Here is a 25213-nt window from a genome sequence, read left to right as displayed (position 1 = left end):
TGGGTAAGCAAAAGCGTTGCGGTTTCAGCGATGCAGAGATCGCCGCTGTTCTGAACAATGGCGGGGAATTAACCCTGCGCGAAAGCCTTACCCAGCGGGTTCGCTTTTTCAGCAAAGCCGCGGTGATCGGCAGTCAGAGTTTTGTGGAGGACGTGATCGAGCAACTTCAAGAAAACCACTACTGGCCAGCAGCCAAAGAAGGAAAGAAGGCGAGGCAGCACAAGCCCCAGAACACCAACTTTAGTATCAACAACGAGCCGCTCAACACCCTTCGATCGAGGCGGCTAGAATAGGCCAGGCACTGGTCATTCGAGTTTCAGACCAGCATATACACCAAGCTCAATCAAACACGCTTCAGAATATACGAAGCTCTGGCACCACTTGGCCAAATAGAAGGTGTTTTCAGGTGTTTCGAGTCGAATCGGCCAAGATGGTCGCAGATAACGGCCCATGAAGTCAGCAGGGGTTGATCATTAGTAAAATCACAGTGTTAGGCTCAGATCTTCTCTAAAGATAGTCTGTCTATGTTATTTGGTCTATGTTATTTGATGTTATTCGATGATGCGGTGTGCTTATGTGCTTCCCCTTCAGGGAAGGGATGCTTGGTGTGTGGGGGCCTAGGGTTGCGGCTCATGCTTCGCCTTACCCTAGGCTGGTATGGGATTCGCCTTCAGCGAATGGGGTGGTGATTTGTGATTGGTCGCAGGCTCGGGGCTGGACGTGGCAATGGGTGGTGCTTGGGTGGTGTCATCTGGAGTACTTCTCAGTTTTCAGATCTTAGTTCTTACTTGTCTTTGCGGTAGAGTGACATTCTATGGTCTGGTGATGCAATTACTCTTGGATTGAGTGTGTAAAGTCTTGCAGTGCGGGGTATTGGAGTAGAGAAGCCTCTGGTCTTGGAAGAAGCTCGTACAAACTCAGCAAGCAACCTTTGGATCGGAGTGGTATATTTCCTGATCTTTATCCCACTAGGATTGTGCACTCCGGCATTGCCGAATATTTTAGAAAGCCATGGTGCGCTCTGGGTGATTCCATTTGCGACGGCTGTGGGGCCGGTGACGGCCATTTTTTCTAGTTTGATGTTTACCTCGATGGCGGACAGGCGCTGGGAGGCTCAGAAAATATTGGGTTGCATCACAATACTTGGCTCCGTGTTTGTTTGGTTGCAGTTTTCGGTGCTGCAGTGGGGGTGGAGTCCATGGTGGTATGTGTTTTTTCAAGGCTGCAACGTGTTGATCTCGGCACCGATGATTCCATTGATCTCGACGATCACCTTAGCCAATATCAGCGATCCGCAGAGGAATTTTCCCTTGTACAATCTGTGCGGGACGCTCGGTTGGCTATCAGCGGGGGTGCTGGTGAGCTGGCTGAGTCTGGACGCATCGACCCGGGTGGGAGAAATAGCGGCTGCTGTGAGGCTTGGTCTAGGGGGGATTTGTTTCCTATTGCCAATGACGCGCCCTCGTGGCCAGCGTGCCAAAAATTGGAAGGAAGTATTGGGCTTCAAAGCATTCACACTGATGCGTGATCGATCATTGAAGGTGTACTATATCTCAGCCTTTCTTTTTGCCATCCCACTGGCAGCGCACTACATGTACGCACCCAAATTGTTGAGTGAATTGGCGGCCCTCAGCCAGAATGAGGTGGCAATGCAGTCGTTGTTGGTTCGTGTGTTGCCTGGCCCAAGTGCTCAAATGGCACTAGGGCAGGTGTCAGAGATCGGGGCGATGTTGTTGCTGAGCTGGCTGGGGGCGCGTGCGAAGGTGAAACCATTCATTGTCACTGCCATGATCCTAGCGCTTATTCGCTATGGCTTCTACGCTGGTGCAGGCTATTCGGGGATGATCTATTTGATGTGGATTGGCGTGGCATTGCACGGGCCGATCTTCACCTTCTTCACGGTCACTGGAAAAATTTTTGTGAACCGCAGGGTCAGCGAGAGTATGCGCGGGCAGGCGCAGGCGCTTCTGTCTTTAATGTCGAATGCCGCTGGACAGACCTCTGGCGCCCTCAGCTGTGGCTTGCTATTCCAAATGACAGGGGCTGGGCGAGTATGGATTGGTTGGACCTTGTTTTGGTCGATCCTATCGCTGCTGATTGTGCTGTGTCTGGCGTACTTTGCGTTCGGCTATCGGAGGAAGCCAGACTAGCTGCGGGGCTGATCAGGCCAGCAATTTGGGCTGATCAATGCCTGAGTCCGCGTGATTTAGTTGGTTTTACTCAGCGGGCTTTTCAAGCGGCTGAGCGAGAACAAATGGAGTGACGACGACGGCGGTGAAGCGTGTTTGGTCGTGCTCCCACCAATCGGCGTGGAGCGAGGACGGCTTGACCAGATCGGCTTTTTTCATCCAAGCGTCGACGGCTACTTTGTCATCTTGGGTGAATGCTTGAGCCACCTCTTGGAGGTCGAGGGTGGGGTCAACGTAGACCATCGCACCAGCCTTGAAGTGTGGGCGCAAGTAGGACCAATCCACATCGCCGGTGTACTTGGCGATTTTTTCCTCTTGGCTCATGGCGTCGTCGCCTAGCATACCGTATTCCATCGGGCCGGATTCTGAATCACTCATGTATTTGGAGGTAGTCGATGCTGGCCTTGCGAGCAAGTGATTTGTGTGTGGGAAGGGAATGGAAACGATCTCATGATTGGAGATTATCTAAGCCAGAGGCTGAAGTGGATGTGACCACGGCTTCCTTCATAGTCGAAGTGAAGTTTACCAATTTGGCAATTGAAGTCCCACTTGCCACCATCTTCACAGCGTTTGAGTGGGGTTTTATTGTAAAATGCTATGTTGGCGGCTTTGATACCGCCATTGTATTGGAGGTGTTGGTTTAGAATGCTCTGGATCTGGGGAGTGAAGATGCGCAGGCGTAGGTTCCAGATTGTTTGAAGCTGCTGCTGGGCGGCTGAGTTGAGTTCTGCGTAGGGCGTGCCATCCCCTTTGGGCATGGCTTCACTAGCGATGGCTTTTTTGCCCTGGATGAGTAAAGATGGGTCTTGGGCGTCTTTCCATAGCTTTAGCAATGCCTTTTCATCTTTTTTCCAAAGTGTTGGTGGGTTTGCGCCTAACAGGATGGGGCCAAATTCATCGGCTTTGCCGTCTCGGACCGAAAGGTGGATGATGGTGAGGTGGTGCTCTGCGAGGCGGAAGGCAAAGTCCTCACCATGACGCGGGTCGCCAAAGCAGGCAACATAGTAGTTCTTGATGGCCATGTTGCCGTCCTGTTGGATCACTTGTTTTGCCATGTCCCATCCTTCTGCTGAGAGAACCAATCTGATGGTTTTTTCGAAGGCCTTTCGTTGTTCACGATTGAGTTTACCAATGGCGATACCAGCACGCTTGCCTCCAGTGTACTGCATTTTCCAGCGCAGCGGGTCATCCAGTTTGTGCAGGCATTCCTCACTTTGCTCATCATCTAGGGTGTTGAGAAAGGCGGAGACTTGTTGAGCAAATTGTGTTTCAAAGGTACTTTCTGCATTCAGCGTGAGCATGCTGAGGGTGATCAAGGTGAGTAGGATGGATAGGGTTTTCACGGCTGTTGTTAGGTTGTTGGTGTGAACTATTTCATAAGATGCCATCGAGCATCAAGGACTATCATGAGAACGGATGTGGGTGTCGCTACTGGGTGGGGGCTGATGATGCTAGCTTGTATTCGATTTGCTACTTTGCACTAGTAGGCAAAGTTCTACTTGCTAGCGCGTGATTGTTGAGGCATGAGTGAAGCATGCCTCTGCTATTTTACATCGTTGCCGCCTGGGTGTTCTCGGGAGTGGCCACGGCCATGAGCTTTCGTGCGGTTCGCGCAGGAAAGCGTAGTCGTTTCACGGTGTTGCTGATGTTTTTATCCTTCGTGGCGCAATCGATGGTTTTATCGCAGCGTGGTGAACTACGAGGTCAGTGCCCACTGGGCGATATGGGCGAGATTGTGGTGTTTCTAGCATGGTCGATGAGCATATTTTACCTGATCATTGGATCGACATACCGTCTTTCATTGCTGGGTTTGTTTTCGGCGCCAGTGGTGACGCTTTCGCTCTTGGTAGCGACGATTCCTGGTGTTTTTGAGGCGAGTCCAGCTCGCGCTCTAGTGGTGGAGCCATGGTATGAAACCCATGCTGCTCTGTCGGTGTTGTCGTATGGAGCATTTGCTCTTGCTGCGATAGCGGGGGTGATGTTTCGCGTGCTCAACCGCCGACTAAAAATGCACGAGACTAATTCGGGCTTGTTTGCAAACATGCCGCCGGTGACGAGCCTGATTGCTTCGATGGTTAGGCTGACAGGTGTTGGTACTCTGGTACTTACGGGAGGGGTGTTGTGTGCGATGATGATGCCTCATGAAACTGAATCTAGTTGGCTGCATTTTTGGGTAGCCGTTTTGGTATGGCTTGCCTACACAGCACTCTTGACAATTTGGCAGGTGAGAGGGATGACTCCGTCGCGGATGGCTTCTAGCGTGGTGCTCATGTTTGTGTTATCTTTGCTCGTTTTCGCCGTATTATAAACCATGCAGCTGTTTTGTTTAGGATTGAACCATCACACGGCTCCCGTTGAGGTACGGGAACGCTTTGCCGTGGCTGCTGAGCAGCAGGCTGATGTGAGCAAGCGGATCGCCGAGCTAGCTGGTGTGGGTGAGTCTGTGGTGCTCTCCACATGCAACCGTATGGAGGTCTACGCCTGTGCCGAGGATAGCGAACAGGCCCAGCTAGAAGTGAAACGCTTACTTTCTGGTGGTGCTGGTGTGGATGCCGATGACGAAAAGCATTTTTATATTCACGTGGCGGGCGAGGCTGTGCGGCACCTGTGCCGGGTGGTTAGTGGGGTGAATTCCATGGTCTTGGGTGAAACCGAGATCTTTGGACAGGTGAAACAAGCATACAATGCGGCGTTGCAGGCATCTGCGACAGGTTCGGTTTTGAATAAGTTATTTCAGAAATCGTTTAGCGTGGGCAAGAAGGTGCGTACCGAAACCAGGATTCAAGGTGGACAGACATCGGTTGGGAGTGTGGCGGTGGACCTTGCAGAAAAGATTTTTGGCAACTTGAAATCCAGTGAGGTCATGGTGATTGGTGCTGGTGAAATGAGTTATATCACTGCGCAGAGGATGATGGAGCGTGGTGCGAAGAAAATTTATGTGGTGAATCGATCTCTCGAGAATGCGCAAAAGCTTGCCGACCAGATGGGTGGCGAAGCGGTGGCATTTAGCGATTGGGAACCGGTGCTAGCGAAGGTGGATGTGGTGGTTTCCTCTACAGGAGCCACCGATCCAGTGGTGCGTGTTGAGCATGTGGAGAAGGTGCGAGCCAAGCGTAAGTACCGCCCATTATTCATGATCGACATCGCCGTGCCTCGCGATATTGCGCCAGAGGTAGGGGAGATCGAGGAAGTCTACGTGTATGATCTGGATACCTTGCAGGCGCAGGCTGATGAAAACCGCCACATGCGCGAAGAACAAGTGCGTCTCTGTGAAGGGATCATCGACGTGGAAATCGAGAAACTTAAAAATTTGGTTTAATTATGAAAGAAAAACTCATCGTAGGTACCCGTGGTAGCGCCTTGGCATTGGTGCAAGCAGAAATGACTGAAGCGCTTCTACGTCAAAGCTTCCCTGAATTGGAAATTGTGCGTAAAGTGATCACCACGACTGGCGACCGTCGCACCGATGTTTCGCTTGCCCAAGTGGCTAAAGTGGAGGGTGTGTTCGATAAGGGAGTGTTCATCAAGGAACTTGAAGTGGCTTTGGAGGCCGGCGAGGTGGACTTGGCCGTTCACAGCCTCAAGGATATGCCTACGGTGCTCGATGAGGGGTTTGAGGTGGTTGCTACGCTAGAGCGTGCACCAGTGGCAGACGTCTTAGTGACCAAGCAGGCTGGGGGACTCGATGCCCTGCCAATAGGGGCTAAGGTAGCTAGTAGTTCCTGCCGCCGGCAGAAAATGCTGCGTCACTTGCGTCCAGATATTGAAATGGTAGACATTCGTGGGAATGTCCCAACTCGCTTGCGCAAGCTTGCTGAGAACCCTGATTTGGACGGCATTCTTCTGGCTGAGGCTGGCTTGGTGAGACTGGGTTACGATGCCACTGGCACCATGTCCACTGAGGCTGGTGATGTGTTTGGTCAGCGAGTCGAACCCGAGACATTTTTGCCTGCTGCAGGGCAGGGTGCGGTAGCACTTGAGGTGCGCAGTGGTGATGATCGCGTGCGCAAGTTTGCCGAGGCCTTGAACCACGCGGAGACCATGACCCGTATCACGGCTGAACGCGAATTTCTACGCCTGCTCAATGGCGGTTGTCACACCCCAGTGGGTGTTGCAACACAGCTTTTAGGTGACAAGTTGATGATGGAGGCGATTGTGTTCCCAGAAGGTGAGGGTGTGGGGGTGCCGATGCAGGCGCAAGTCGCTGGTGCAGCAGATCAACCCTTGCTCGTTGCGGAGACTCTGTTTAAATCATTATCATAATGGCTGAAGGGATTTGTTATTTAGTAGGTGCTGGCCCAGGTGATGTGGGCTTGGTCACCTTGAAAGCAAAGGAATGCATCGAGCAAGCTGATGTGCTTGTTTACGATGCCTTGATTGCCGACGAGTTTTTGCGCTGGGCTAAGCCAGATTGCGAGCTCATCTACGTTGGCAAGCGAGCTGCAAATCACGCTTTGCCGCAGCAAGATACCAACGAGTTACTGGTGGAGAAGGCTCTGGAAGGTAAAGTGGTTGTTCGCCTCAAGGGGGGAGACCCGACCATGTTTGGACGCGGTGGCGAAGAGGCGGCACGCCTTGCCAAGTCTGGGGTACGCTTTGAGATCGTCCCTGGCATATCTTCAGCGATTGCAGGTCCAGCGTATGCAGGTATTCCTGTCACGCACCGTGACCATTGTTCGCAGCTCACCGTCTTTACTGGACATGAAGATCCCACAAAAGAGGAGAGCAAACTCGATTACGCGAAGCTCGCCAATGCAGACGGCACCAAAGTCTTCCTGATGGGGGTGAAGCGACTACGCTCCATTTGTGAAGCCTTGATCCATCACGGAGCAGATTCAGACACACCAATGGCATTGGTGCGCTGGGCAACTACCGGAAAACAAAAATCATTAGTGGCCACAATCGGCACCATGGCGGGTGTGGCTGAAGAAGCAAAATTTAAAGCGCCCGCAGTGGCAATTATTGGCGACGTTGTGAAAGAAAAAGAACATTTAGATTGGTTTGAAGGCCGTCCTCTCCACGGTAAAAAAGTGGTGGTGACTCGTACTCGCTCGCAAGCGAGTGAACTCAACAAGCAGCTGAGCGCGCTTGGTGCTGAGGTGATCGAGATTCCAACGATCAAGATCGAGCATCCTGACGATCGTCAGGAGTTTGCTGAAGGGGTAGGGTCTGTGCACACCTATGATTGGTTGGTCTTTACCAGTCCAAACGGGGTGGAGCGATTTTTCCAAGCATTCTTCAGCATTTACGATGACGCTCGCAGTATTGGAGGTGTGCGCATTGCTGCCGTAGGGCCGGGGACAGCCAAAAAAGTGAAAGAGTACCGACTTGCTGTCGATCTCGTTCCCGAGAAGTTTGTGGCCGAGGGATTGGTGGAAGCATTTGCCAAGCATGAGCATATAGAAAATCAAACGGTTCTCTGGGTGCGTGGAGCGGAGGCTCGCAATACGGTCACCACCGGGCTATCTGCATTAGGGGCAATCGTCGATGAATGTATTGCCTACAAAACGGTGCCTGAAATGGATGATCCGAATGGAGCGAAAAAGCGTTTCGAGGAGAGTGGGGCTGACCTCATCACTTTTGTGAGTTCATCTGCCGCTAAACATTTCTTTGCCCTCAATCTTCCATGGCCAGAACATTGTAAGGTTGCCAGCATTGGGCCGATCACCAGTGCCACTTTGGAGGTTATAGGTAAGCCTGCAGACATTCAAGCTGAGGAGCATCATATCCAAGGCCTTGTCGACGCCGTGGTTAATCTTGCGCACCAAAAAGACTGAAAGTTCCGCAGATTATTGCACATTACTTAACCGTTATTCGTGCCCGCTGACTGTCTCGTGTGGCGGTAGGTAGAATCGTTCTGAATCGCTTGATTTATTTGATCTATCTATCGATTGCTGGCTGCAATATGGTTCGAGTATTTTTGAGGTGAATGAGGTCATTTTTTCATTTCATCCTATGACAGATTCTCGAATGAGTTATACTAACAGCTGATGAAGTGTGATTACTGTGATTCCCCCGCAACCGTCTTCTACACACAAGCGATTGGAGACGGCATGAAGAAGATGAATTTATGTGATGCATGTGCTGCGGATCATGGATTGACGGATGGGGATGCTTACCCGATGGTAGAGAAAATTATGGACGACATTCCAGAACATGTTGAGTTGCTGGCCGACGATTCAGCGACAGTTTGTGAGCGCTGCGGCTTCAGCTTAGAAGACTACCGTAAGGTTGGGCGTCTAGGTTGTAGTTATTGTTACACCACCTTTGCGAATGAGATTCAGGGCGGACTTGAGAAGTTGCATTCTGGGATCACGCACGAGGGGAAGGTGCCTGATGGCATAGTGCAGGACATCGTCCGCGAGAAAGAGCTTCAGTCGATGCGTGATGAGCTCGAGGCGGCCATTGCTGCTGAGGACTTTGAGAAAGCTGCGAAATTGAGAGATTCAATCAAGGAGAGGGAGTCCTAAAGTTATGATGCGATTTTCGACATTGATGAAGCATCCTGCTGACTGGATGACCGGTAAGAACACGAAGAATGAAGTGGTGATCACTAGCCGGATTCGCTTGGCGCGCAACCTTTCTGACGTCCCATTTCCGGGGTGGTCTAAGAAGACCGAGCGCGTGAGTACGATGGAAAAGATATTGCCTGCTGCGGAGTCTTTGAAGTCGATGAAGAATGGCTTTATTCACGAGCTTTCAGATCTGGATGCCTTGCAGAAGCAAGTGCTTGTTGAACGTCACCTCATCAGCAGGGAGCAAGCAGCCCGAGGGACGGGGAGTGCGGCGATTATTGACCGAGGTCAGAGGCTTTCTTTGATGGTGAATGAGGAAGATCACCTGCGGATGCAGGCGATCCGCCCTGGACTCAAATTGAAGGAAGCATACGGAGCTTTGGCTAAAGTGGATGAGCAACTTGAGCAAGATTTGAAATTTGCTTACGACCAAAAGCTAGGTTATCTCACTGCTTGTCCGACTAACCTAGGTACTGGTATGCGGGCATCGGTGATGTTGCATTTGCCAGCATTGGTGCTGACCGAGCAGATCGGCCAGGTATTACAAGCGGTCAACAAGATCGGATTTGCAGTGCGCGGATTATTTGGTGAGGGAACCGAGTCACTGGGTCACTTGTTCCAGATTTCCAATCAATCGACGCTGGGTGAAAGTGAGCAAACTATTATCAGCAGACTAGAGCGTGTTATTTCACAAATTGAAAGTCATGAGAGTAATGCTCGACTAAAAATGCTGGAGGATGAGCCAAATCAGCTAAGCGACAGAGTGGGGCGTGCATTTGGCACACTAGGCTATGCCACGGTATTTGATTCCAAAGAAGCCTTTGCACACATTTCAATCATGCGAATGGGGGCTGCTATGGGTTATTTTCCAGAGGGAACCATGCAGGCCTGTGATTCGATGATGATGGATATTCAACCCGCTCATTTGCAGTTACACGCTGGTGCTGAGTTAGAACCAGAAGAACGCGATTTAATTCGAGCAGAAATCTTACGCAGTAGGTTGCAAAAGCTCAATGCACCTGCTATTAGTTTAAGAACTAGTGAACATGCTAGTGACCTCGATGTTACTGGCGACCTTAATTTAGAGAATGAATAATTTTACACCACGCGCACAGCAAGTCTTGGCCTTGGCTAGGAAAGAAGCCGATCGGTTTAACCATAACTATGTTGGCACGGAACACGTGCTCCTCGGACTCATCAAATTGGGTCAAGGGGTCGCTGTCAATGTACTAGAGCGCATGGGGCTGGAACTCGACACTGTCCGTGAGGAGGTGGAGAAGCAAGTTGGCTCAGGTCCTGAGCAAACGATTGCAAACCAGATTCCATACACTCCACGTGTGAAAAAAGTTTTAACTTTAGCAAACAAAGAAGCCAAGCAACTCAACCATTCCTATGTGGGTACTGAGCATTTGCTCTTGGGGCTTTTGAGAGAAGGTGAAGGCGTTGCTGCTCGAGTGCTTTCCAGCTTGAATGTTGATATCCAGCGTACGCGCCAAGAGGTGCTAGCGGAGATCGATCCAAACTTTAGCCCTAATGACGAAGATGAAAGCTTTGAAATGTTCGAAGAAGGGGAGGAAGAACCTGAGGGCAATGAGGAGGCAAAGACCAAGACTCCTGCACTCAAGGCGTTTGGCCAGGATCTCACCAAGAAGGCTGAAGAAGGTGAGCTCGATCCGGTGATTGGCCGCGAAGACGAAATTGAGCGCGTCATTCAAATCCTCTGTCGTCGTACCAAGAACAACCCAGTCCTCGTTGGAGAAGCTGGTGTTGGTAAAACCGCAATTGTTGAGGGCCTCGCTCAAGAGATCGTATCAGGTAATGTGCCTGAATTGCTTCGAGACCGTCGGGTAGTCACCCTCGATCTTGCTTTGATGGTTGCCGGTACCAAGTACCGTGGCCAGTTTGAAGAGCGTATCAAGGCGGTGATGGATGAAATTAAGAAGGTGAAGAATGTGATTCTCTTCATTGATGAGATCCACACCATCGTAGGTGCTGGCTCTGCTGAGGGTGCCATGGATGCCTCGAACATCATCAAACCTGCATTGAGTCGTTCAGAACTTCAAGTGGTGGGTGCCACCACGTTGAATGAGTACCGTAAGTTTATCGAAAAAGACAGTGCACTAGAGCGTCGCTTCCAACAGGTGAAGGTGGATGAACCGACTGTTGAAGATGCTATTGAGATTCTCAAAGGCTTGCGAGCCAAGTATGAAACCCACCACAAGGCAGAATACTCTGATGAAGCACTTGTGGCTGCTGTCAAGCTATCCTCTCGCTACCTAACCGGTAGATTCCTGCCAGATAAGGCGATCGATGTACTCGATGAGGCTGGCTCACGTGCGCGCATCGCACAGATGACCCGCCCACCAGTAGTGAAAGATCTTGAAGGGAAAATCAACGAGATCAATGAGCTCAAAGTCGCTGCAATCAATGACCAAGACTTCGAAAAAGCGGCAGCGCTTCGCGATGAAGAAAAGCAGGCCAAAGAAAAGCTAGATCAGACACTCAATCAATGGAAAGCGGATAGCGAAGAGAGCACCGTGCCCGTGGGGGACGAGGAGATCATGGCTGTTCTTTCCAAGTGGACTGGAGTGCCTCTTCAACGCATGGAACAGAAGGAAGCTGAACGTTTGTTGATGATGGAAGACCATCTCGGTGAGCGCGTGATTGGTCAAGCATCGGCAGTGAAGGCCATATCTAAAGCCCTGCGCCGCTCAAGAGCTGATCTTAAGGACCCACGACGTCCGATTGGTTCATTCTTGTTCCTCGGCCCAACGGGTGTGGGTAAAACCTACCTAGCACGTAACCTTGCTGACTTCATGTTTGGTGATCCGGATTCTCTCATCCAGGTCGATATGTCGGAGTACATGGAGAAGTTTGCGACCAGTCGCTTGATTGGTTCGCCTCCAGGCTATGTGGGACACGATGAAGGTGGCCAGCTCACTGAAGCGGTACGCCGTCGCCCATACTCTGTGATTCTCTTTGATGAGGTTGAGAAAGCGCACCCAGACGTGATGAACCTCTTGTTGCAGATCCTGGAAGAAGGGACCGTGACAGACAGCTTAGGGCGCAAGATTGATTTCCGCAACACGGTCATCATTCTCACCTCAAATGCAGGTGCATCATTAGCAAAGCGTCAGACCTCACTAGGCTTCGGCGCGATGAATGCTGAAGAGAGCGACTTTGAGGCGATGAAAGAAAAGATCATGGAGGCTTCACAGAAGTTCTTCCGCCCGGAATTCTTGAATCGACTCGACGAGTTGGTGGTGTTCCACATGCTTGAGAAGAAGGATCTCGATGTGATTGTGAAGCTAGAGTGCAAGAAGCTCTTTGAGCGCCTTGAAGAACGCGGCATCAAACTCAAGCTCGATAAGGGGGCTATGGACCTACTGACGACCAAGGGCTACGACCCAAATTACGGTGCGCGTCCGATGCGTCGTGCCGTGGAGCGCTACCTCGAGGACCCGCTGGCTGAAGAGTTGCTTCGTGGCACCGTGAAAGAAGGTGACTCTGTCAAGGTTTCCTGCCGCCGCGGGAAAGAGGAGCTAGTGTTCAAACCTGTGAAAGCGCGTGGCGAGTCTGGCGAAAAGGCCAAGAAGTAAGTGCTAAATCATCATTCTATTCAACCCGCTTGCAGCGAATGCTGTTTGCGGGTTTTTTTGTCGATAATCGTTGAAAAAATAAAACCTACAGTTGCTAATTCGGTAGCATGGGGCTATCTGTAAGCCATGAGCTTATTAGCAGAAGATACCAGCTTGATGTCATCTACAAAGTCATTTTGTGAGGCACTTGCATCCCAAGACGAATTTAAAAAGCTTCACACACATGTTGAAGCGTTCCTGACCGATGACGAAGCACGTCTGCAGTACCAGTCAGTACACGAGAGTGGTGAGGCACTCAACGACAAGCAACGCTCAGGTGTTGAGTTGACTGATGCCGAGATCAATGAGTTCGAACAAGCGCGTGAGCAGCTTCTTCAGAATTCTGTTGTGACTAATTTCATGGACGCTCAGCGTGAACTCCAGACCGTCCAGCAAACGATCAGCAAGTACGTTGGTCTGACGCTTGAGCTTGGTCATGCACCGACTGACGAAGACCTCGCTGCTGCTGCTGCTCAAGAAAGCGGCTGCTGTGGTGGTTCTGGTGGTGGTGGCTGCGGTTGCTAATGCCCACTAACTTTAGTTAATTTCTAGCCACTGGAGATCTGTCCAGTGGCTATTTTTTTATCCGAACATCGAAATAAAAAAAGCACCGCTCATGAGGAGAGCAGTGCTTCAGTTGAATTCGTTCTACTAGGACGCCTACTAGTGTAGCTCCTCGGGGAGCTTGCCCACCAGTTTTTTGATTTCATCAGCCTGGTGCTTGTTCGCAACGAGCAAGGAATCACCAGTTTGCACGACGATCAGATCGTCCACTCCGAGTAGCGCTACTTGAGTCTTCTTATCCTCAGTGAAGATGATGTTGTTGCTGCTGTCGATTTGTACCAATGGGCTGTTGGTCTTATTCTCCTCCTCGGAATCATCGAGGTATTTCGCTACGGATAGCCAGGAGCCGACATCGTCCCAATCGAAGTTCGCTTGTATGTTGAGCACATGAGCTGCTTTTTCCATGAGGGCGTAATCGATGGAAATTGGTGTGAGTCGGTCAAAGTCGTTTTGAATGAGTGATTCTATACAGTCGGTGTTCTCAAATTTGTCTACAAAGCTAGCGAGTTCAGGGCAATGTGCAGCGAGCTCGTGCTTCAAGGTGGGGATGGACCAGATAAACATTCCTGCGTTCCATGCAAAGTTGCCACGTTTCAAGAAGCGCTCAGCCAAGAGTGTGTCCGGTTTTTCTCGGAAGCATGTTACTTCGTGGGGGAAATTTTTTATTCCAGCTGGAGTGAGCGGGCTAGGGCCAGCGCGTTCAATATAGCCGTAGGATGGGCACGGCCATGTTGGTTTGATGCCTATAGTTACCAAGGATGGGGACTCAGATGCAACTGCCATGGCATCTGATAGTACCTGTTGAAAGTTCTCAGTGTCTTCGATCATGTGATCTGCAGGAAGAACCACCATGGTCGCCTCTGGGTCTCTTGCAGCAATAATGCCGGCTCCCAAGGCAATGGCCGGGCCAGTGTCACGCTTTGCCGGTTCGGCATAAATATTTTCTGTTGGGAGTGTGTGGGCTACCTCTCTAACGAGTTCTAACTGGATCTCGTTAGTAAGAATGATGATGTTCTCATTGGGCACAAACCCTTCTAGGCGTTCAATAGTTTGCTCTAACAGAGTTTTTTCTCCGAGTAAGTTGAGTAGCTGTTTCGGTTTTGCATCACGTGAAAGTGGCCAGAATCTTGTGCCGCTACCACCAGCGAGAATGAGTGCGTAACTATGATTGTTAGTCATGCTGATAGAATCTACCAAATCCTTGCTTCGTAAAAGAAAGAAAAGTTCTTCACCAACGATTTGGGCTTTTTTTTACAAGAATGTGGGCTTATCGTGCAGCATATGGATTACGGAAAATCAGAAACCTCTAAGAATTGGACTGAAAAATCATCTGCTGTATCACCAACGATTTTTGGTGTGGCAGCTGGTATCATCCTCGGTGATATGATGCACCGAGGTGCACGTCGTCCAGTAGCAGCTTCCTTAATTTGTTTGGGTGCTGCAGCACTCGCTCCAGCAGTAGCTGAAGCAGTCCGTGATAAGGTGGTTGGCCCACGCACTCGCCGTGGTAGTCAGCGCACGCTCTCGAGCATTCGTGATGCTGCTATTCCCAGTGAAGACGTGGATGTGTACCGTGAAGATATAGGTATTTAAAGGCCCTCCTATGGGAGGGTTTTGGCCCACATAGCAGGGTTAGATGCACAAGCATTTCCGCATAAATAGAGCGGGAATGCTTCTTTTCTTTCGTAGTATAGAATATTTAGAAATTTGAAGGTGAAGCGTTTTTCAAAGTTTGGCGAGAAGCTCTGCGGTGGGAGTGGGATTGAAGAATTGATGGATGATTTGGGGCATGCATTGGCTCAAGGTGGTGATCACATGCACATGTTAGGTGGCGGTCAACCCAGCATGATCCCTGAGGTGAATACCATCTTTCGAGAGGCGCTCGATGGCGTGATGTCGAGTGAGGGGGCGCTAGAGGCGATGCTAGGAAAGTATGACCCTCCGCGTGGGAATCCTAGATTCATTGAGGCTCTCACGGTGATGTTTCGTGAGCAGCTAGACTGGGATGTGAAAAAGGAGAACATAGCAATCACCTCAGGTGGGCAGACCGCATTTTTCTTTTTGTTCAACGCTCTGGCGGGCTTACACCATGATGGCACTCGGAAAAAAATCGTGCTGCCTTTGGTGCCAGAATATATTGGATATGCTAACCAATCTGTTGGGGAGGACATGTTCGTGGCTTTTCCGCCGAAAATTGAAAAAATTGGAGATCATCAATTTAAATATCGGATCGATTTTGATCGATTAGTGATTGATGAAGATGTGGCAGCTATCTGTGTGTCTCGCCCCACGAATCCAACGGGTAATGTGATCACTGATAATGAGATTGCAAAATTGCTCGCGATCGCAAAATCGCATGACATCCCATTGATCATTGATAACGCGTATGGGGCGCCTTTTCCTAACATCTTTTTTGCAGATGCTGAGCCACTATGGGATTCATCAATGATTCTAACGATGAGTCTTTCCAAAGTCGGATTGCCTGGGACCCGTACGGGTATTGTGGTTGCGCCACCCAAAATTGCCTCAGCAATGGCTTCAATGAATGCCATTGTGGGGTTGGCAAATAGCAACGTGGGGCAGGTCTTGACTGAACCATTGATTCGAAGTGGCAAGCTTATGGAGCTCAGTAAGCATGTGGTGAAGCCGTTTTATCTGGCAAAGTCCTTGCGTGCTCAAGAGTGGGTGAAGGCTTATTTTCCCGATGACATCCCATATCGTGTGCATCTTTCTGAAGGGGCCTTGTTTCTATGGATTTGGTTTGAGGGGCTACCGATCAGTTCAAAGGCATTGTATGAACGTCTCAAGCAACGAAATGTACTCGTCGTCTCAGGCGCTTACTTTTTCTTTGGTCTAGATGATACTGATTGGAAGCATCAACATGAATGTATCCGTATGACATACACCATGGATGCCGAGATCGTTGAAAGCGGGGTTCAAATAATAGCTGACGAAATTGCGGCGATCTACCGCAATGCTTGATTGAAGTGGGCGGCGGCCAGTCATTTGATCCATCTCGTGGTTCTAGTTCCTTGGCTTTAGAACGTTTAGAACGCTATCTGGACCTTGTCGATATTGCTCAGGATTGTTAGCGTGGAATCCTATAAAATAAGGATGGAAGGGTGTGGGTATACCTCCTAGGTTTAAATTTCAGTGTTTCTAATAATAACGACACTGCAGACCATACCTCACACTACTCATGTCCTCCAACAGAATCACCCGACGCCCTTTTCAAACGACGCTTAGCGCGATACTTCTCCAAAGCTTCCTTGGCATAGGAGCTGCATCTGCTGCCACAGTCACCTGGGATGGAAGTACGGACATGATTTGGACAGGTGGGTCTGATGCCACTAGTTGGGGTCTTGATACATACAATGATGGCGATGATGTTCTGTTTGGGGATACAGGTGCTGGTAACGTAGCAATTTCTGGAACCACCACTCCGAATGATGTCACATTTGACACTACTGGCACCTACGTCATTGTGGGGGATGGGATTGCTGGTTCTGGGGCGGTGACGAAAAGTGGGACTGGCATTTTATTTCTCTACACAGCGAATACCTACACAGGCGTTACCACCCTCAATGGAGGATCTTTGTTCGTTAACAATGGTGCGAGTCTTGGTTCAGCCGCTGGTAACACGGTTCTCAATGGTGGCCAGCTCGCTATAGTCAGCGGAGCCACTGTGGCGGATGATATTGTGATCAACCATAATGGGGCTGGTTCAATCAATGGTGGAACTGGTGGAGGTACGGTCACAGGTGCGATCACACTCACCCCGACTGGTAATGTTGATTTTCGTGGAGGAGGAATTACCTTGAGCGGCGGTGTGACTAGCACGAATAATGCAGGCTTGGGCTTGAATGGTTCTAATTTTATCGTCGATACAAACTCTGTGAACCTTGGGACGGGGCAATTCACCGTTACGAGTAGTGGCAATTCCGAAGCAAATGCATCTGAGTTGAATGTTGCTGGCAACACCTGGGGGAATACCACTATCAATTTTGGCGGTTACTTGAAGCTTGGAGTCACCGATGCCATGCCAACCGGTACGGACGTGTTTTTTGGCTGGAGCACGCACGGTCAATCCAGCGGTACCTTGGATTTGAATGGGCAGGATCAGACCGTGGGTTCGTTGAATATTTACAGCTTTTTTAGTGATGTAGGAGGGGATCAAAAGGTGACCACAACAGGTGGAGCTAGCACGCTCACCCTGAATACAGACGCAGGAATATTTGAATACCAAGGTCGCTTCGAAGGTGATTTGAGTCTCGTGAAGAATGGGGCTGGTACGCAGATCTTAAATAATAAAAGTAGTGCTACTGATGGTGGCGCTGTGATCGGAAGTTCCTATACCGGGAGCACGCAGATCAATGCTGGGGTGTTAGAGATTCGATCAGGTCTAGATATTGGCGACACTTCGATTGTCAATCTAGCGAATGCTTCAGGTGCTATTTTTCACGTTGGTGGTACTGGCAATACTGAAACGATTGGTGGTTTGACTGGTGGTGGAGCTTTGGGTGGGTGGACTCAGCTTGATGCGGGGAACGAGCTCAATATTGCAAATGCTGTCGCGGGTTCATATGACGGCATTCTTTTTGGAACAGGGGGGATTAAGAAATCTGGTGTGGGAGCTCAGACATTCACGGCTCAAAACATTTACACCGGTTCTACAACAATTGAAGCTGGTACCATCATTGCCGATGCAGCAGATAATGTTGGCGTGTCGGGCGCGCTTGGTAATGGTGGTGACATCACGTTTACGGGTGGTCAGCTTGAGTACACCGCTAATAGTGCGTCTACTGATTATTCCACGCGTTTCGCGAACAGCACATCAGCAATCACATTGGATACAAATGGCCAGGATGTGACTCTGGCAGGGATCATTGATTCTACCAACACGGGTGGACTTACGAAAAACGGTACAGGTGTGTTGTCGCTTGGCGCTGCCAACACTTATACGGGTACGACGACCCTTGCTCAAGGAGTGCTTGAAGCTGATGCTGCAGAAGTGGCGGGAGTTTCAGGAGCATTGGGTAACGGTGGTGACATTACGTTCACTGGTGGCACGCTTCGTCACACCGCGAATAGTGCGGGTGCCGACTACTCTAGCCGTGTGAAGAATAGTACTGATGCGATCCGTATTGATACCAACGGCCAGGATGTGACACATGCTCAACAGATGGATGTCACCAACGTTGGCGGCTTGGTCAAAGAGGGTGCAGGTAGACTCACAATCAATGATAATGTGGCTCCTGCATTTGATACCTACCAGGGAGACACCACGGTGAATGGTGGTGAACTTAGATATGTGAGCTCGCTGAACGACTTGTTCCAGTGGTACTCGGCATCTAATATCAATATCAACAACGGAAGCACCTTCCATGCAGAGAATGCAGGTGGGTACTTGGTATTCTATAACAAGAGCTTCAATTTTGATAGCAATGGGGGGAATACTTTACAATTTACAGGAGCCTCGATATTTCAGACTCTAGATGAAGTTGGCACGGACCTCACCACCAATGGAGGTGCTACCAATTACATCAGCGGTGGCGCAATGTCGCTGCAGGATGTCCAGAAGTTTAATTTCAACGTGGCAAGTTCCACCGATGATGTGGCACTTGATGTGTCCACTTCGATCACCGGCGGTGCCAATGCTGTCGTGGTGAAGAATGGTGCAGGAACGATGGAGCTCTCCGGCAACAGCGCGTCATACATTGGTGATACTGAAATCAATGATGGGCTACTTTTGGTCAGTGGCACCTATTCCGGAGCGACTGGTACAATCCTCGTCAATAGCGGGGGTGCTCTCGGCGGGACTGGTACGATAGGTGGTGATGTGACGGTTCTTAATGGTGGAGCCATCGATCTCGTCGATGCGCAAATCAGCACTGCGCTGACAATTTCTGGTGCACTAGACCTTACTGACGTAGCGGCAGGCGACCTGCAATTTGAGCTTGGCGCAGCGGGTGCAGATATGATCACAGCGGGTAATTTGATCATTGATGGGCTAGAGCTCAATGACTTCACTTTCACCAATCTTGGAGGCTTGAGCGCCGGTCTATACACGCTCATTGATGCTGCTGCTCTGACTGGATCACTCGGAGCCATCACGGAAGGTGTGATCCATGACATGAATTTTCAGCTGATTTTATCTGGCAATGATGTTATCATCAATGTCACGGCAGCAGTACCTGAGCCATCCACTTCCTTCCTCGTGTTGCTGGGCAGCACATCGATGTTACTCAGGCGCCGCCGTCAGTAAGTGCTATTCGCTTACTCATTATTTTCTCCCAGCACCACCACCTAATCCCCACTCAGTAATTTATCTGTGTGGGGTTTATGAATTATTCGAAACAATGCGATAGATACGATCGTATTAAAGAATGCAACACTACAATTAAGAGCGCAACAATGAGTATTAAAACACTATTACCCCTTATGTTTGCTGCTGGAAGCATCGCCAGTTACGGCAATGAGTCTCCAGTTCCGCAGACCGATGAATCGTTATATGCCAAGGTAAAGCCTCTCTCCCCGGAAGAGAGCATGAAGACTATCCAGGTGCCTAAAGGCTACAAATTGCAACTTGTTGCATCTGAGCCGATGATCAAAGAGCCTGTAGACTGTGTTTGGGATGGTAACGGAAATATGTATGTCCTCGAGATGACTACATACATGCAGGATGCGGATGCTACCGGCCAAGCTGAGAAGAAGAGTCGTGTGATGAAGCTCCAAGATTTGGATGGTGATGGCAAGATGGACAAATCCACGGTGTTCCTCGATGGCTTGCACTTACCGCGCATGATCTTACCGCTCGATGACAGAGTTCTCCTGTGCGAAACTGACACTCTAGATATTTATTCCTATCGTGATACCACAGGTGATGGCAAAGCAGATGAAAAGGTGCTTTGGTACAAAGGTGGGCCACGTGGTGGTAATATGGAGCACCAGGCAAGCGGCCTCATCTGGAATATTGATAACTGGATCTACACCTCAAAAGGTGGCGAACGCTTCCGCATGCGTGATGGCAAAGTAGAGCGTATTTTTTCACGTTCTTCCAACACTCAGTGGGGACTTGATCACGATGATGATGGTAACTTCGCTACAGGGTTTTCCGGCTTGGAAGTGAGTTTCCAGTATTTCCAGACTCCAATTGCGTATTCCTCAAGTAAGTTCCCTGGTGAGCTCGAAGAGGGGTTCAACGAGGTTTGGCCTATCGACAATATTCCTGATACACAAGGTGGCCGTCGCCGTTTGCGTGAGAATAACACGCTAAACCACGTGACAGCAGCCTGTGGTCACGGAGTCTACCGAGGTGATCTTATGCCTGAATTTTATGGCAGTTATTTACTCTGCGAACCAGTGGGTCGATTGATCCGCCGTGCAAATGTGGATACCTCAAAGGGATATAAGGTGATGAAGAATGCGTATCCTAAGTCAGAGTTTATTCGTTCGACTGATGCCAACTTCCGCCCAATCAATTTGAGAACTGGCCCAGACGGAGCTCTCTACATTGTGGACATGTATCGTGGTATCATCCAGGAATCTGCTTGGACACAGAAAGGCACATACCTCCGTAACGTGATTGATGAGTACGGTCTTTACAAGAACGTCCAGATGGGGCGTATCTACCGCCTCGTGCCTGAGGACTTCAACAAGAAAACGCCTGCTCCTAAGTTGCTCGATAAAAGCAGCACTGAGTTGATTGCTTATCTTGGCCATAAAAATGGTTGGCATCGTAGCACCGCAAGAAAGCTCCTCGTGCTTCGTAATGAGAAGAACCTTATCGAACCGCTCAAATCAGCATTCTCGAAGTCTAAGGACAGCCAAGAGAAGATTGAAATCCTCTGGACTATGGACGGTATTGATGCCGTGCCTACAGAGGTGTTGAAGTCACAAATCTTTGGAAGTGATCCAAGAGTGGCCGTTCACGCACTGCGTATCCTTGATCCATTGCTGAAGAAGAATGACCCAGCGGCGATGGCGATTTACGATAAACTACTACTTGATGTCTCTGAACCACAGGTGTTGGTACAAGCATTCTTGAGTGCTAAAGAAAATGCTCATTCTCCAGCAGTCGTGAAGTATCGCGATGAGATGGTGGTGAAGCATGAAAACCATCCTGTGGTGAAAATGCACATCAACCAATGGAAGGAAGACATGCGTAAGGCGCGTGAATGGAGAGAATTCCAACAAGCCCTCAAAGGTAAAGGTCCACACTTTGAACGCGTCATGCAGAGCGGTGCCAAGCATTACAAATCACTTTGTTTTGCCTGCCACGGTAATGACGGATTAGGAACTCCGATGGCCGGGACTGATTCTACTCTCGCAGCTCCTCTCGTTGGCTCACCACGTGTGACTGGCGATCCTAAGAAACTGATCAAGATTGCAATGCATGGATTGATTGGCCCTATCGACGGCAAGACTTACCCGGGTGCAATGGAGTCGCTGGCGAGCCACGATGACAAGTACATCGCTGATGTGTTGACCTACATTCGTAATACTTGGGGCAACTCTGCGAAGCTGATTACTGATAAGGAAGTAAGACAAATTCGTCACCAATACAGAAATCGCAAGAGTCCTTGGACGATTGAAGAGCTAGAGAAATAAGTCTCCAAGCATACCCTTACTCGCCCTGGTTTAATTCCAGGGCGATGTTTACCAGCTCCATGGCGAGGCTTGTTTTAGAGGCCTTCTCCAAGGAGCTGACTTTTTTGGGGAAGACGAGGTTAAGTTCGTTATCGGCGGTATTGAAGCCGATGTCTTTACGAGAGACATCATTAGCCACAATCAAATCGCATTGTTTGCGCTCGAGTTTGCCGCGCGCGTTCTCGATCACATTCTCTGTTTCGGCGGCAAAGCCAATCAAGGTTCCATTGAAGCCAAACTGGCTGCGTGCTGAGGCTAAGATGTCCGGGTTCTTCACCAATTCGATGGTCATCGTGTCAGAAGATTTTTTGATTTTCTGATCAGGGACAGCAATAGGACGGTAATCAGCCACCGCGGCTGCAAAGACCGCTATGTCGGCTTTTTTGATATAGCGCTCCGTGGCTTCGTACATCTCTTGTGCGGTCTCTACGGGCAGGAAATCAACGCCGTGTGGCACATCCAGAGTGGTAGGGCCAGAAATGAGCGTGACGCGATGCCCTTCATGAGCGGCGGCCCCTGCAATGGCGTAGCCCATTTTGCCTGAAGAATGATTGCTAATGTAGCGAACTGGATCGATAGCCTCGCGAGTCGGGCCGGCAGTGATAAGAAAATGTTTAGGCATGGTGGGTAGATGGGGATGGGCTGACTTTATTCCGCCAGTAACGATAGAATAATGGTCGTGTGAGATGCCTAGGCCAGAGACTTTCGGATGTAATCTAAAATCTCATCCACGGGCATTAGGCGGCCTTTCCCTTCATACCCGCAGGCTAGCATGCCATTACTATCGGGGCCGAAGAAGTCCGCTCCATCGAGCTTGAGCTGTGCGACATTACGCTGGGTGGCGACATGGTCCCACATTTTGCCATTCATTGCTGGGCAGATCAAGGTTTTGGCACGTGTAGCCAAATAGATGCTACACAGTGGGTCGGGTGCGAGGCCGTTAGCAAAATTGGCAATGGTGTTGGCACTAGCGGGAACGACTACCAGCAGATCAGCGCGGTCAGCGAGATCGATGTGACCCGGCTTCCAGCTATTCTTTTCATCTTGTAAGGAAACGAGTACTGGGTTGCGCGATAGAGTCTGCAAGGTGAAGGGCGGGATAAACTCAGTGGCTGACTTCGTCATGACACAATGCACTTCATGTCCGTCTTTATTGAGAGCAGAAGCAATGTCGGCAGCTTTATACGCTGCGATGGAGCCAGAAATACCGAGTAAGATCGTTGCCATGTAGGAATGCTGTAGCAATTCTGCTGGGCTGGAAAGCGAAATGTCGTAGCAGTGACGTGACACTGGCTTGTTGATCAAGGAGGCTAAGGATTGCTAGGCACACCGAGACGTCGCGAGTTTCCTCCGCTGTTGATTGGGGTGCTGGTTTCATTCAATTCTTTATTTGAGGGAATACCGTAAACATCTGGCTGGATGAATGGTGAACTAGCACTTGAGCTTGGTTTGGGTTTTGGTGGGGCAAGTTCCTGCGCGACAGGTGCTTTGACTTCTTTTTTGTTGATGGCCGTGGCTGCTGCCACATCAGCTGCCGCTTCTACTTCCACGGTGCTTTGTGGCACAGGAGCATGAGCGATTGGTGCGTCAGAGCCTGCGCTTTCTTCAGATGCAGTAGTGTCAGCCTTATCAGTTGCCGACCGAGCTGGTTGAAAGTTCGGGTCTAGATAAATGGTTTCGTTCATGCTGCCACAGTGCGCGCTAAGAAGAACGATGCCACTGAGGCTTAGGTGCTGAATCGTGCGGTGCATGGCAATATATGTAGGAAAAATCCGCCTCCGTGCAATAGGAAACTTTTTCAGATATTGTTAGATCTTGCTTCAAGGATCGCTTGGCTGGCTAAAAGTAGGTGGATGAGGGCGATAGGTATTGCATGGATCAGATAATTGACGCATGAACGTTGCAGCACGTGCGATTGACAACAACATGAGCAATTCAGAAGCAAAGAACGACTTTATCAGAGAGATTATCGCTGAGGACCTGGCGAGTGGCAAACATGCTAGTATCCTTACCAGGTTTCCTCCAGAACCGAATGGCTACCTTCACATTGGCCATGCCAAGGCGATTTGTATCAATTTTGGAATTGCCCAAGAGAATCAGGCGGTTCAGGCAAAGTGCAACTTGCGCTTTGATGATACCAACCCGATCAAGGAAGACATTGAATATGTCGAAAGCATCAAGAAGGATGTGGCGTGGCTGGGCTTTGATTGGGGGCAGGAAGCTTACTACGCATCGAACTATTTCGATTACTTCTATGAGTGTGCACTGCACCTGATTCGTGAAGGTGACGCATATGTGGATCTTCAGAGTGTCGAAGAAATGCGTGAAGCTAGAGGTAATGTGAATACTCCAGGTTCAGATTCACCCTACCGTGATTCTTCCGTTGATGAGAATCTTGCCTTGTTTGAGAGAATGCGTGATGGCGATTTTGAGGCTGGAGCTGCAGTGCTTCGCGCCAAAATCGACATGGCAGCACCGAACATGAACATGCGCGATCCGGCAATTTACCGCGTGTTGAATGTCGACCACCACAACACAGGTGATCAGTGGAAAATCTACCCAATGTACGACTTTGCGCATCCATTGGAAGATGCGAAAGAGGGGGTCACCCATTCACTTTGTTCTCTAGAGTTTGAGGACCATCGCCCGCTCTACGAATGGGTTGTAGAGCATTGCCCAACACCTGCTACGCCACGTCAGATTGAGTTTTCTAGGCTCAATCTGACCAACACAGTGATGAGCAAGCGCAAGCTTCTTCAGCTCGTAGAGGAGGGGATCGTGAGTGGCTGGGACGACCCACGTTTGCCAACGTTGTCAGGCATGCGTCGCCGGGGTTACACGCCTGAATCGATTAAGCGTTTTATCCATAAAGTGGGTGTTACCAAATTCAATGCGACCACGGATGTGGCGCTATTGGAGTTTGAACTACGTTCTCATCTCAATCAAATTGCATCACGTCGCATGGGCGTGCTTGAGCCACTCAAGGTAGTCATTGATAATTGGGAGGATGGGCATGTTGAGGAGATGGAATGCCAGAACAATCCTGAGGATCCTGAAGCTGGCACGCGGAAGGTGCCACTTGCTAAGGAGGTGTTTATCGAGCGCGATGACTTCATGGAAGACCCACCCAAAAAATATTTTCGCCTCGGTCCCGGACGCGCGGTGCGATTACGCGGTGGCTATATTCTCCAATACACGAGTCATGACACCGATGCTGAAGGCAATGTGACCGCTGTGCATGTGGATTACCTTCCTGGCACAGTGGGGCAAAATCCGCCAGAAGGAGTGAAGTGCAAGGCGGCCATCCATTGGGTTAGTGCCGCGCACGCACACACGGCCGAAGTGCACCTCTACGATCGACTCTTCACCGAGGAGAATCCTGACGCTCACGAAGGTGGATTCATGAATTGTCTCAATCCAGAGAGCATGCAAGTCATCAAAGGGGCTAAGCTCGAACCCACACTTGCGGATGTGAGTCATGGCGCTGTCTTTCAGTTTGAACGTGTTGGCTATTTCTGTGCTGACACGCTTGATGGTGAGTTGCGCTTCAATCGTACGGTTGGCTTGCGTGACTCATGGGCTAAAAAGAAATAAACGCTTCCGATTGAGTTCGCACTTATTCATCCGTCACGGGCTCGATTCCATGGCGGATTTTTTA

20 protein-coding genes and 1 pseudogene are annotated in these 25213 nt (G+C 50.0%); 15 read left to right on the top strand and 6 right to left on the bottom strand.

From position 1 onward, the window contains the following. Together F454_RS16460 and F454_RS0101310 are read left to right on the top strand one after the other, a co-directional pair. A pseudogene (locus tag F454_RS16460) lies at positions 1-293 on the top strand (hypothetical protein); the annotation flags it as partial. A gap of 603 nt (positions 294-896) precedes the next feature. Next, positions 897-2150, top strand: a complete 1254-nt coding sequence (locus F454_RS0101310; protein WP_205618975.1) for an MFS transporter — start codon at positions 897-899, stop codon at positions 2148-2150. 66 nt (positions 2151-2216) lie between these two features. On the opposite strand, the gene F454_RS0101305 is transcribed toward F454_RS0101310, so the two are convergent. Together F454_RS0101305 and F454_RS0101300 are read right to left on the bottom strand one after the other, a co-directional pair. Further along, positions 2217-2567, bottom strand: a complete 351-nt coding sequence (locus tag F454_RS0101305; RefSeq protein WP_018968816.1) for a DUF2288 family protein — start codon at positions 2565-2567, stop codon at positions 2217-2219. 83 nt (positions 2568-2650) lie between these two features. Next, a complete protein-coding gene (locus F454_RS0101300; RefSeq protein ID WP_169334281.1) occupies positions 2651-3532 on the bottom strand; it encodes a DUF3500 domain-containing protein in 882 nt (293 codons plus the stop codon). A 191-nt stretch (positions 3533-3723) separates the two neighbouring features. Between F454_RS0101300 and ccsA the strand changes: the two genes are divergently transcribed. The 8 genes from ccsA (at position 3724) to F454_RS0101260 (ending at position 12867) form a co-directional block, all read left to right on the top strand. Beyond that, a complete protein-coding gene (gene ccsA, locus F454_RS0101295) occupies positions 3724-4497 on the top strand; it encodes a cytochrome c biogenesis protein CcsA (protein WP_018968814.1) in 774 nt (257 codons plus the stop codon). 3 nt (positions 4498-4500) lie between these two features. After that, positions 4501-5508: a glutamyl-tRNA reductase gene (hemA, locus tag F454_RS13730; protein WP_018968813.1), complete on the top strand. Its 1008-nt coding sequence runs from the start codon at positions 4501-4503 to the stop codon at positions 5506-5508. A gap of 2 nt (positions 5509-5510) precedes the next feature. Beyond that, positions 5511-6452, top strand: a complete 942-nt coding sequence (hemC, locus tag F454_RS0101285; protein WP_018968812.1) for a hydroxymethylbilane synthase — start codon at positions 5511-5513, stop codon at positions 6450-6452. Next, positions 6452-7966 (top strand): uroporphyrinogen-III C-methyltransferase, encoded by a 1515-nt coding sequence (gene cobA, locus F454_RS0101280; RefSeq protein WP_018968811.1) that lies wholly within the window; start codon positions 6452-6454, stop codon positions 7964-7966. Before hemC ends, cobA begins: the two co-directional genes overlap by 1 nt. A gap of 213 nt (positions 7967-8179) precedes the next feature. Further along, positions 8180-8659 (top strand): UvrB/UvrC motif-containing protein, encoded by a 480-nt coding sequence (locus F454_RS0101275; RefSeq protein WP_018968810.1) that lies wholly within the window; start codon positions 8180-8182, stop codon positions 8657-8659. Between the two features lie 4 nt (positions 8660-8663). After that, positions 8664-9800, top strand: a complete 1137-nt coding sequence (locus tag F454_RS0101270; RefSeq protein ID WP_018968809.1) for a protein arginine kinase — start codon at positions 8664-8666, stop codon at positions 9798-9800. Beyond that, complete coding sequence (locus F454_RS0101265) at positions 9793-12303, top strand: ATP-dependent Clp protease ATP-binding subunit (RefSeq protein WP_018968808.1); 2511 nt, start codon at positions 9793-9795, stop codon at positions 12301-12303. The genes F454_RS0101270 and F454_RS0101265 overlap by 8 nt, the downstream gene beginning before the upstream one ends. 126 nt (positions 12304-12429) lie before the next feature. Continuing rightward, complete coding sequence (locus F454_RS0101260; protein ID WP_018968807.1) at positions 12430-12867, top strand: YlbF/YmcA family competence regulator; 438 nt, start codon at positions 12430-12432, stop codon at positions 12865-12867. Positions 12868-13005: 138 nt separating this feature from the next. Here F454_RS0101260 and F454_RS0101255 read toward each other — a convergent pair whose 3' ends face one another. Then, the gene (locus tag F454_RS0101255; RefSeq protein ID WP_018968806.1) at positions 13006-14085 is read right to left on the bottom strand and encodes a mannose-1-phosphate guanylyltransferase; all 1080 of its coding nucleotides are present in this window, start codon (positions 14083-14085) and stop codon (positions 13006-13008) included. A 102-nt stretch (positions 14086-14187) separates the two neighbouring features. Between F454_RS0101255 and F454_RS0101250 the strand changes: the two genes are divergently transcribed. The 4 genes from F454_RS0101250 (at position 14188) to F454_RS0101235 (ending at position 21516) form a co-directional block, all read left to right on the top strand. Next, positions 14188-14499, top strand: a complete 312-nt coding sequence (locus F454_RS0101250) for a hypothetical protein (protein ID WP_018968805.1) — start codon at positions 14188-14190, stop codon at positions 14497-14499. A gap of 120 nt (positions 14500-14619) precedes the next feature. Further along, complete coding sequence (locus F454_RS0101245) at positions 14620-15888, top strand: valine--pyruvate transaminase (RefSeq protein WP_205618974.1); 1269 nt, start codon at positions 14620-14622, stop codon at positions 15886-15888. 217 nt (positions 15889-16105) lie between these two features. After that, positions 16106-19171 (top strand): autotransporter-associated beta strand repeat-containing protein, encoded by a 3066-nt coding sequence (locus tag F454_RS0101240; protein WP_018968803.1) that lies wholly within the window; start codon positions 16106-16108, stop codon positions 19169-19171. A 149-nt stretch (positions 19172-19320) separates the two neighbouring features. Then, positions 19321-21516 carry a DUF7133 domain-containing protein gene (locus tag F454_RS0101235; protein ID WP_425481057.1) on the top strand — a complete coding sequence of 732 codons (2196 nt, stop codon included), beginning with the start codon at positions 19321-19323 and terminating at the stop codon, positions 21514-21516. A 16-nt stretch (positions 21517-21532) separates the two neighbouring features. Here the strand turns inward: F454_RS0101235 and coaBC are convergent, their stop codons facing one another. The 3 genes from coaBC to F454_RS0101220 all read right to left on the bottom strand — a co-directional run bounded on the left by coaBC (position 21533) and on the right by F454_RS0101220 (position 23306). Beyond that, on the bottom strand, positions 21533-22177 hold the full coding sequence (gene coaBC, locus F454_RS0101230) for a bifunctional phosphopantothenoylcysteine decarboxylase/phosphopantothenate--cysteine ligase CoaBC (protein WP_018968801.1): 645 nt from the start codon (positions 22175-22177) through the stop codon (positions 21533-21535). Between the two features lie 68 nt (positions 22178-22245). Next, positions 22246-22782: a flavoprotein gene (locus F454_RS0101225; RefSeq protein ID WP_033367138.1), complete on the bottom strand. Its 537-nt coding sequence runs from the start codon at positions 22780-22782 to the stop codon at positions 22246-22248. An 83-nt stretch (positions 22783-22865) separates the two neighbouring features. After that, entirely contained in the window at positions 22866-23306 is a 441-nt protein-coding gene (locus tag F454_RS0101220; protein ID WP_018968799.1) for a hypothetical protein, read from the bottom strand. Between the two features lie 175 nt (positions 23307-23481). On the opposite strand from F454_RS0101220, the gene F454_RS0101215 reads away from it, so the two are divergent. Then, on the top strand, positions 23482-25149 hold the full coding sequence (locus F454_RS0101215; RefSeq protein ID WP_205618972.1) for a glutamine--tRNA ligase/YqeY domain fusion protein: 1668 nt from the start codon (positions 23482-23484) through the stop codon (positions 25147-25149). Positions 25150-25213 lie beyond the last annotated feature (64 nt).

This window comes from Rubritalea marina DSM 17716 (genome assembly GCF_000378105.1).
Taxonomy (GTDB): domain Bacteria; phylum Verrucomicrobiota; class Verrucomicrobiia; order Verrucomicrobiales; family Akkermansiaceae; genus Rubritalea; species Rubritalea marina.
Note: the sequence above shows the minus strand (reverse complement) of the source record. Positions and strands in the feature narration are given on the sequence as shown.

Coding starts and splice junctions, on each gene's coding strand:
- F454_RS0101305 (WP_018968816.1), bottom strand. CDS start 2,567: ATGAGTGATTCAGAATCCGGCCCGATGGAATACGGTATGCTAGGCGAC.
- ccsA (WP_018968814.1), top strand. CDS start 3,724: ATGCCTCTGCTATTTTACATCGTTGCCGCCTGGGTGTTCTCGGGAGTG.
- hemA (WP_018968813.1), top strand. CDS start 4,501: ATGCAGCTGTTTTGTTTAGGATTGAACCATCACACGGCTCCCGTTGAG.
- hemC (WP_018968812.1), top strand. CDS start 5,511: ATGAAAGAAAAACTCATCGTAGGTACCCGTGGTAGCGCCTTGGCATTG.
- cobA (WP_018968811.1), top strand. CDS start 6,452: ATGGCTGAAGGGATTTGTTATTTAGTAGGTGCTGGCCCAGGTGATGTG.
- F454_RS0101275 (WP_018968810.1), top strand. CDS start 8,180: ATGAAGTGTGATTACTGTGATTCCCCCGCAACCGTCTTCTACACACAA.
- F454_RS0101270 (WP_018968809.1), top strand. CDS start 8,664: ATGATGCGATTTTCGACATTGATGAAGCATCCTGCTGACTGGATGACC.
- F454_RS0101265 (WP_018968808.1), top strand. CDS start 9,793: ATGAATAATTTTACACCACGCGCACAGCAAGTCTTGGCCTTGGCTAGG.
- F454_RS0101260 (WP_018968807.1), top strand. CDS start 12,430: ATGAGCTTATTAGCAGAAGATACCAGCTTGATGTCATCTACAAAGTCA.
- F454_RS0101255 (WP_018968806.1), bottom strand. CDS start 14,085: ATGACTAACAATCATAGTTACGCACTCATTCTCGCTGGTGGTAGCGGC.
- F454_RS0101250 (WP_018968805.1), top strand. CDS start 14,188: ATGGATTACGGAAAATCAGAAACCTCTAAGAATTGGACTGAAAAATCA.
- F454_RS0101240 (WP_018968803.1), top strand. CDS start 16,106: ATGTCCTCCAACAGAATCACCCGACGCCCTTTTCAAACGACGCTTAGC.
- F454_RS0101235 (WP_425481057.1), top strand. CDS start 19,321: ATGAGTATTAAAACACTATTACCCCTTATGTTTGCTGCTGGAAGCATC.
- coaBC (WP_018968801.1), bottom strand. CDS start 22,177: ATGCCTAAACATTTTCTTATCACTGCCGGCCCGACTCGCGAGGCTATC.
- F454_RS0101225 (WP_033367138.1), bottom strand. CDS start 22,782: ATGGCAACGATCTTACTCGGTATTTCTGGCTCCATCGCAGCGTATAAA.
- F454_RS0101220 (WP_018968799.1), bottom strand. CDS start 23,306: ATGCACCGCACGATTCAGCACCTAAGCCTCAGTGGCATCGTTCTTCTT.
- F454_RS0101215 (WP_205618972.1), top strand. CDS start 23,482: ATGAGCAATTCAGAAGCAAAGAACGACTTTATCAGAGAGATTATCGCT.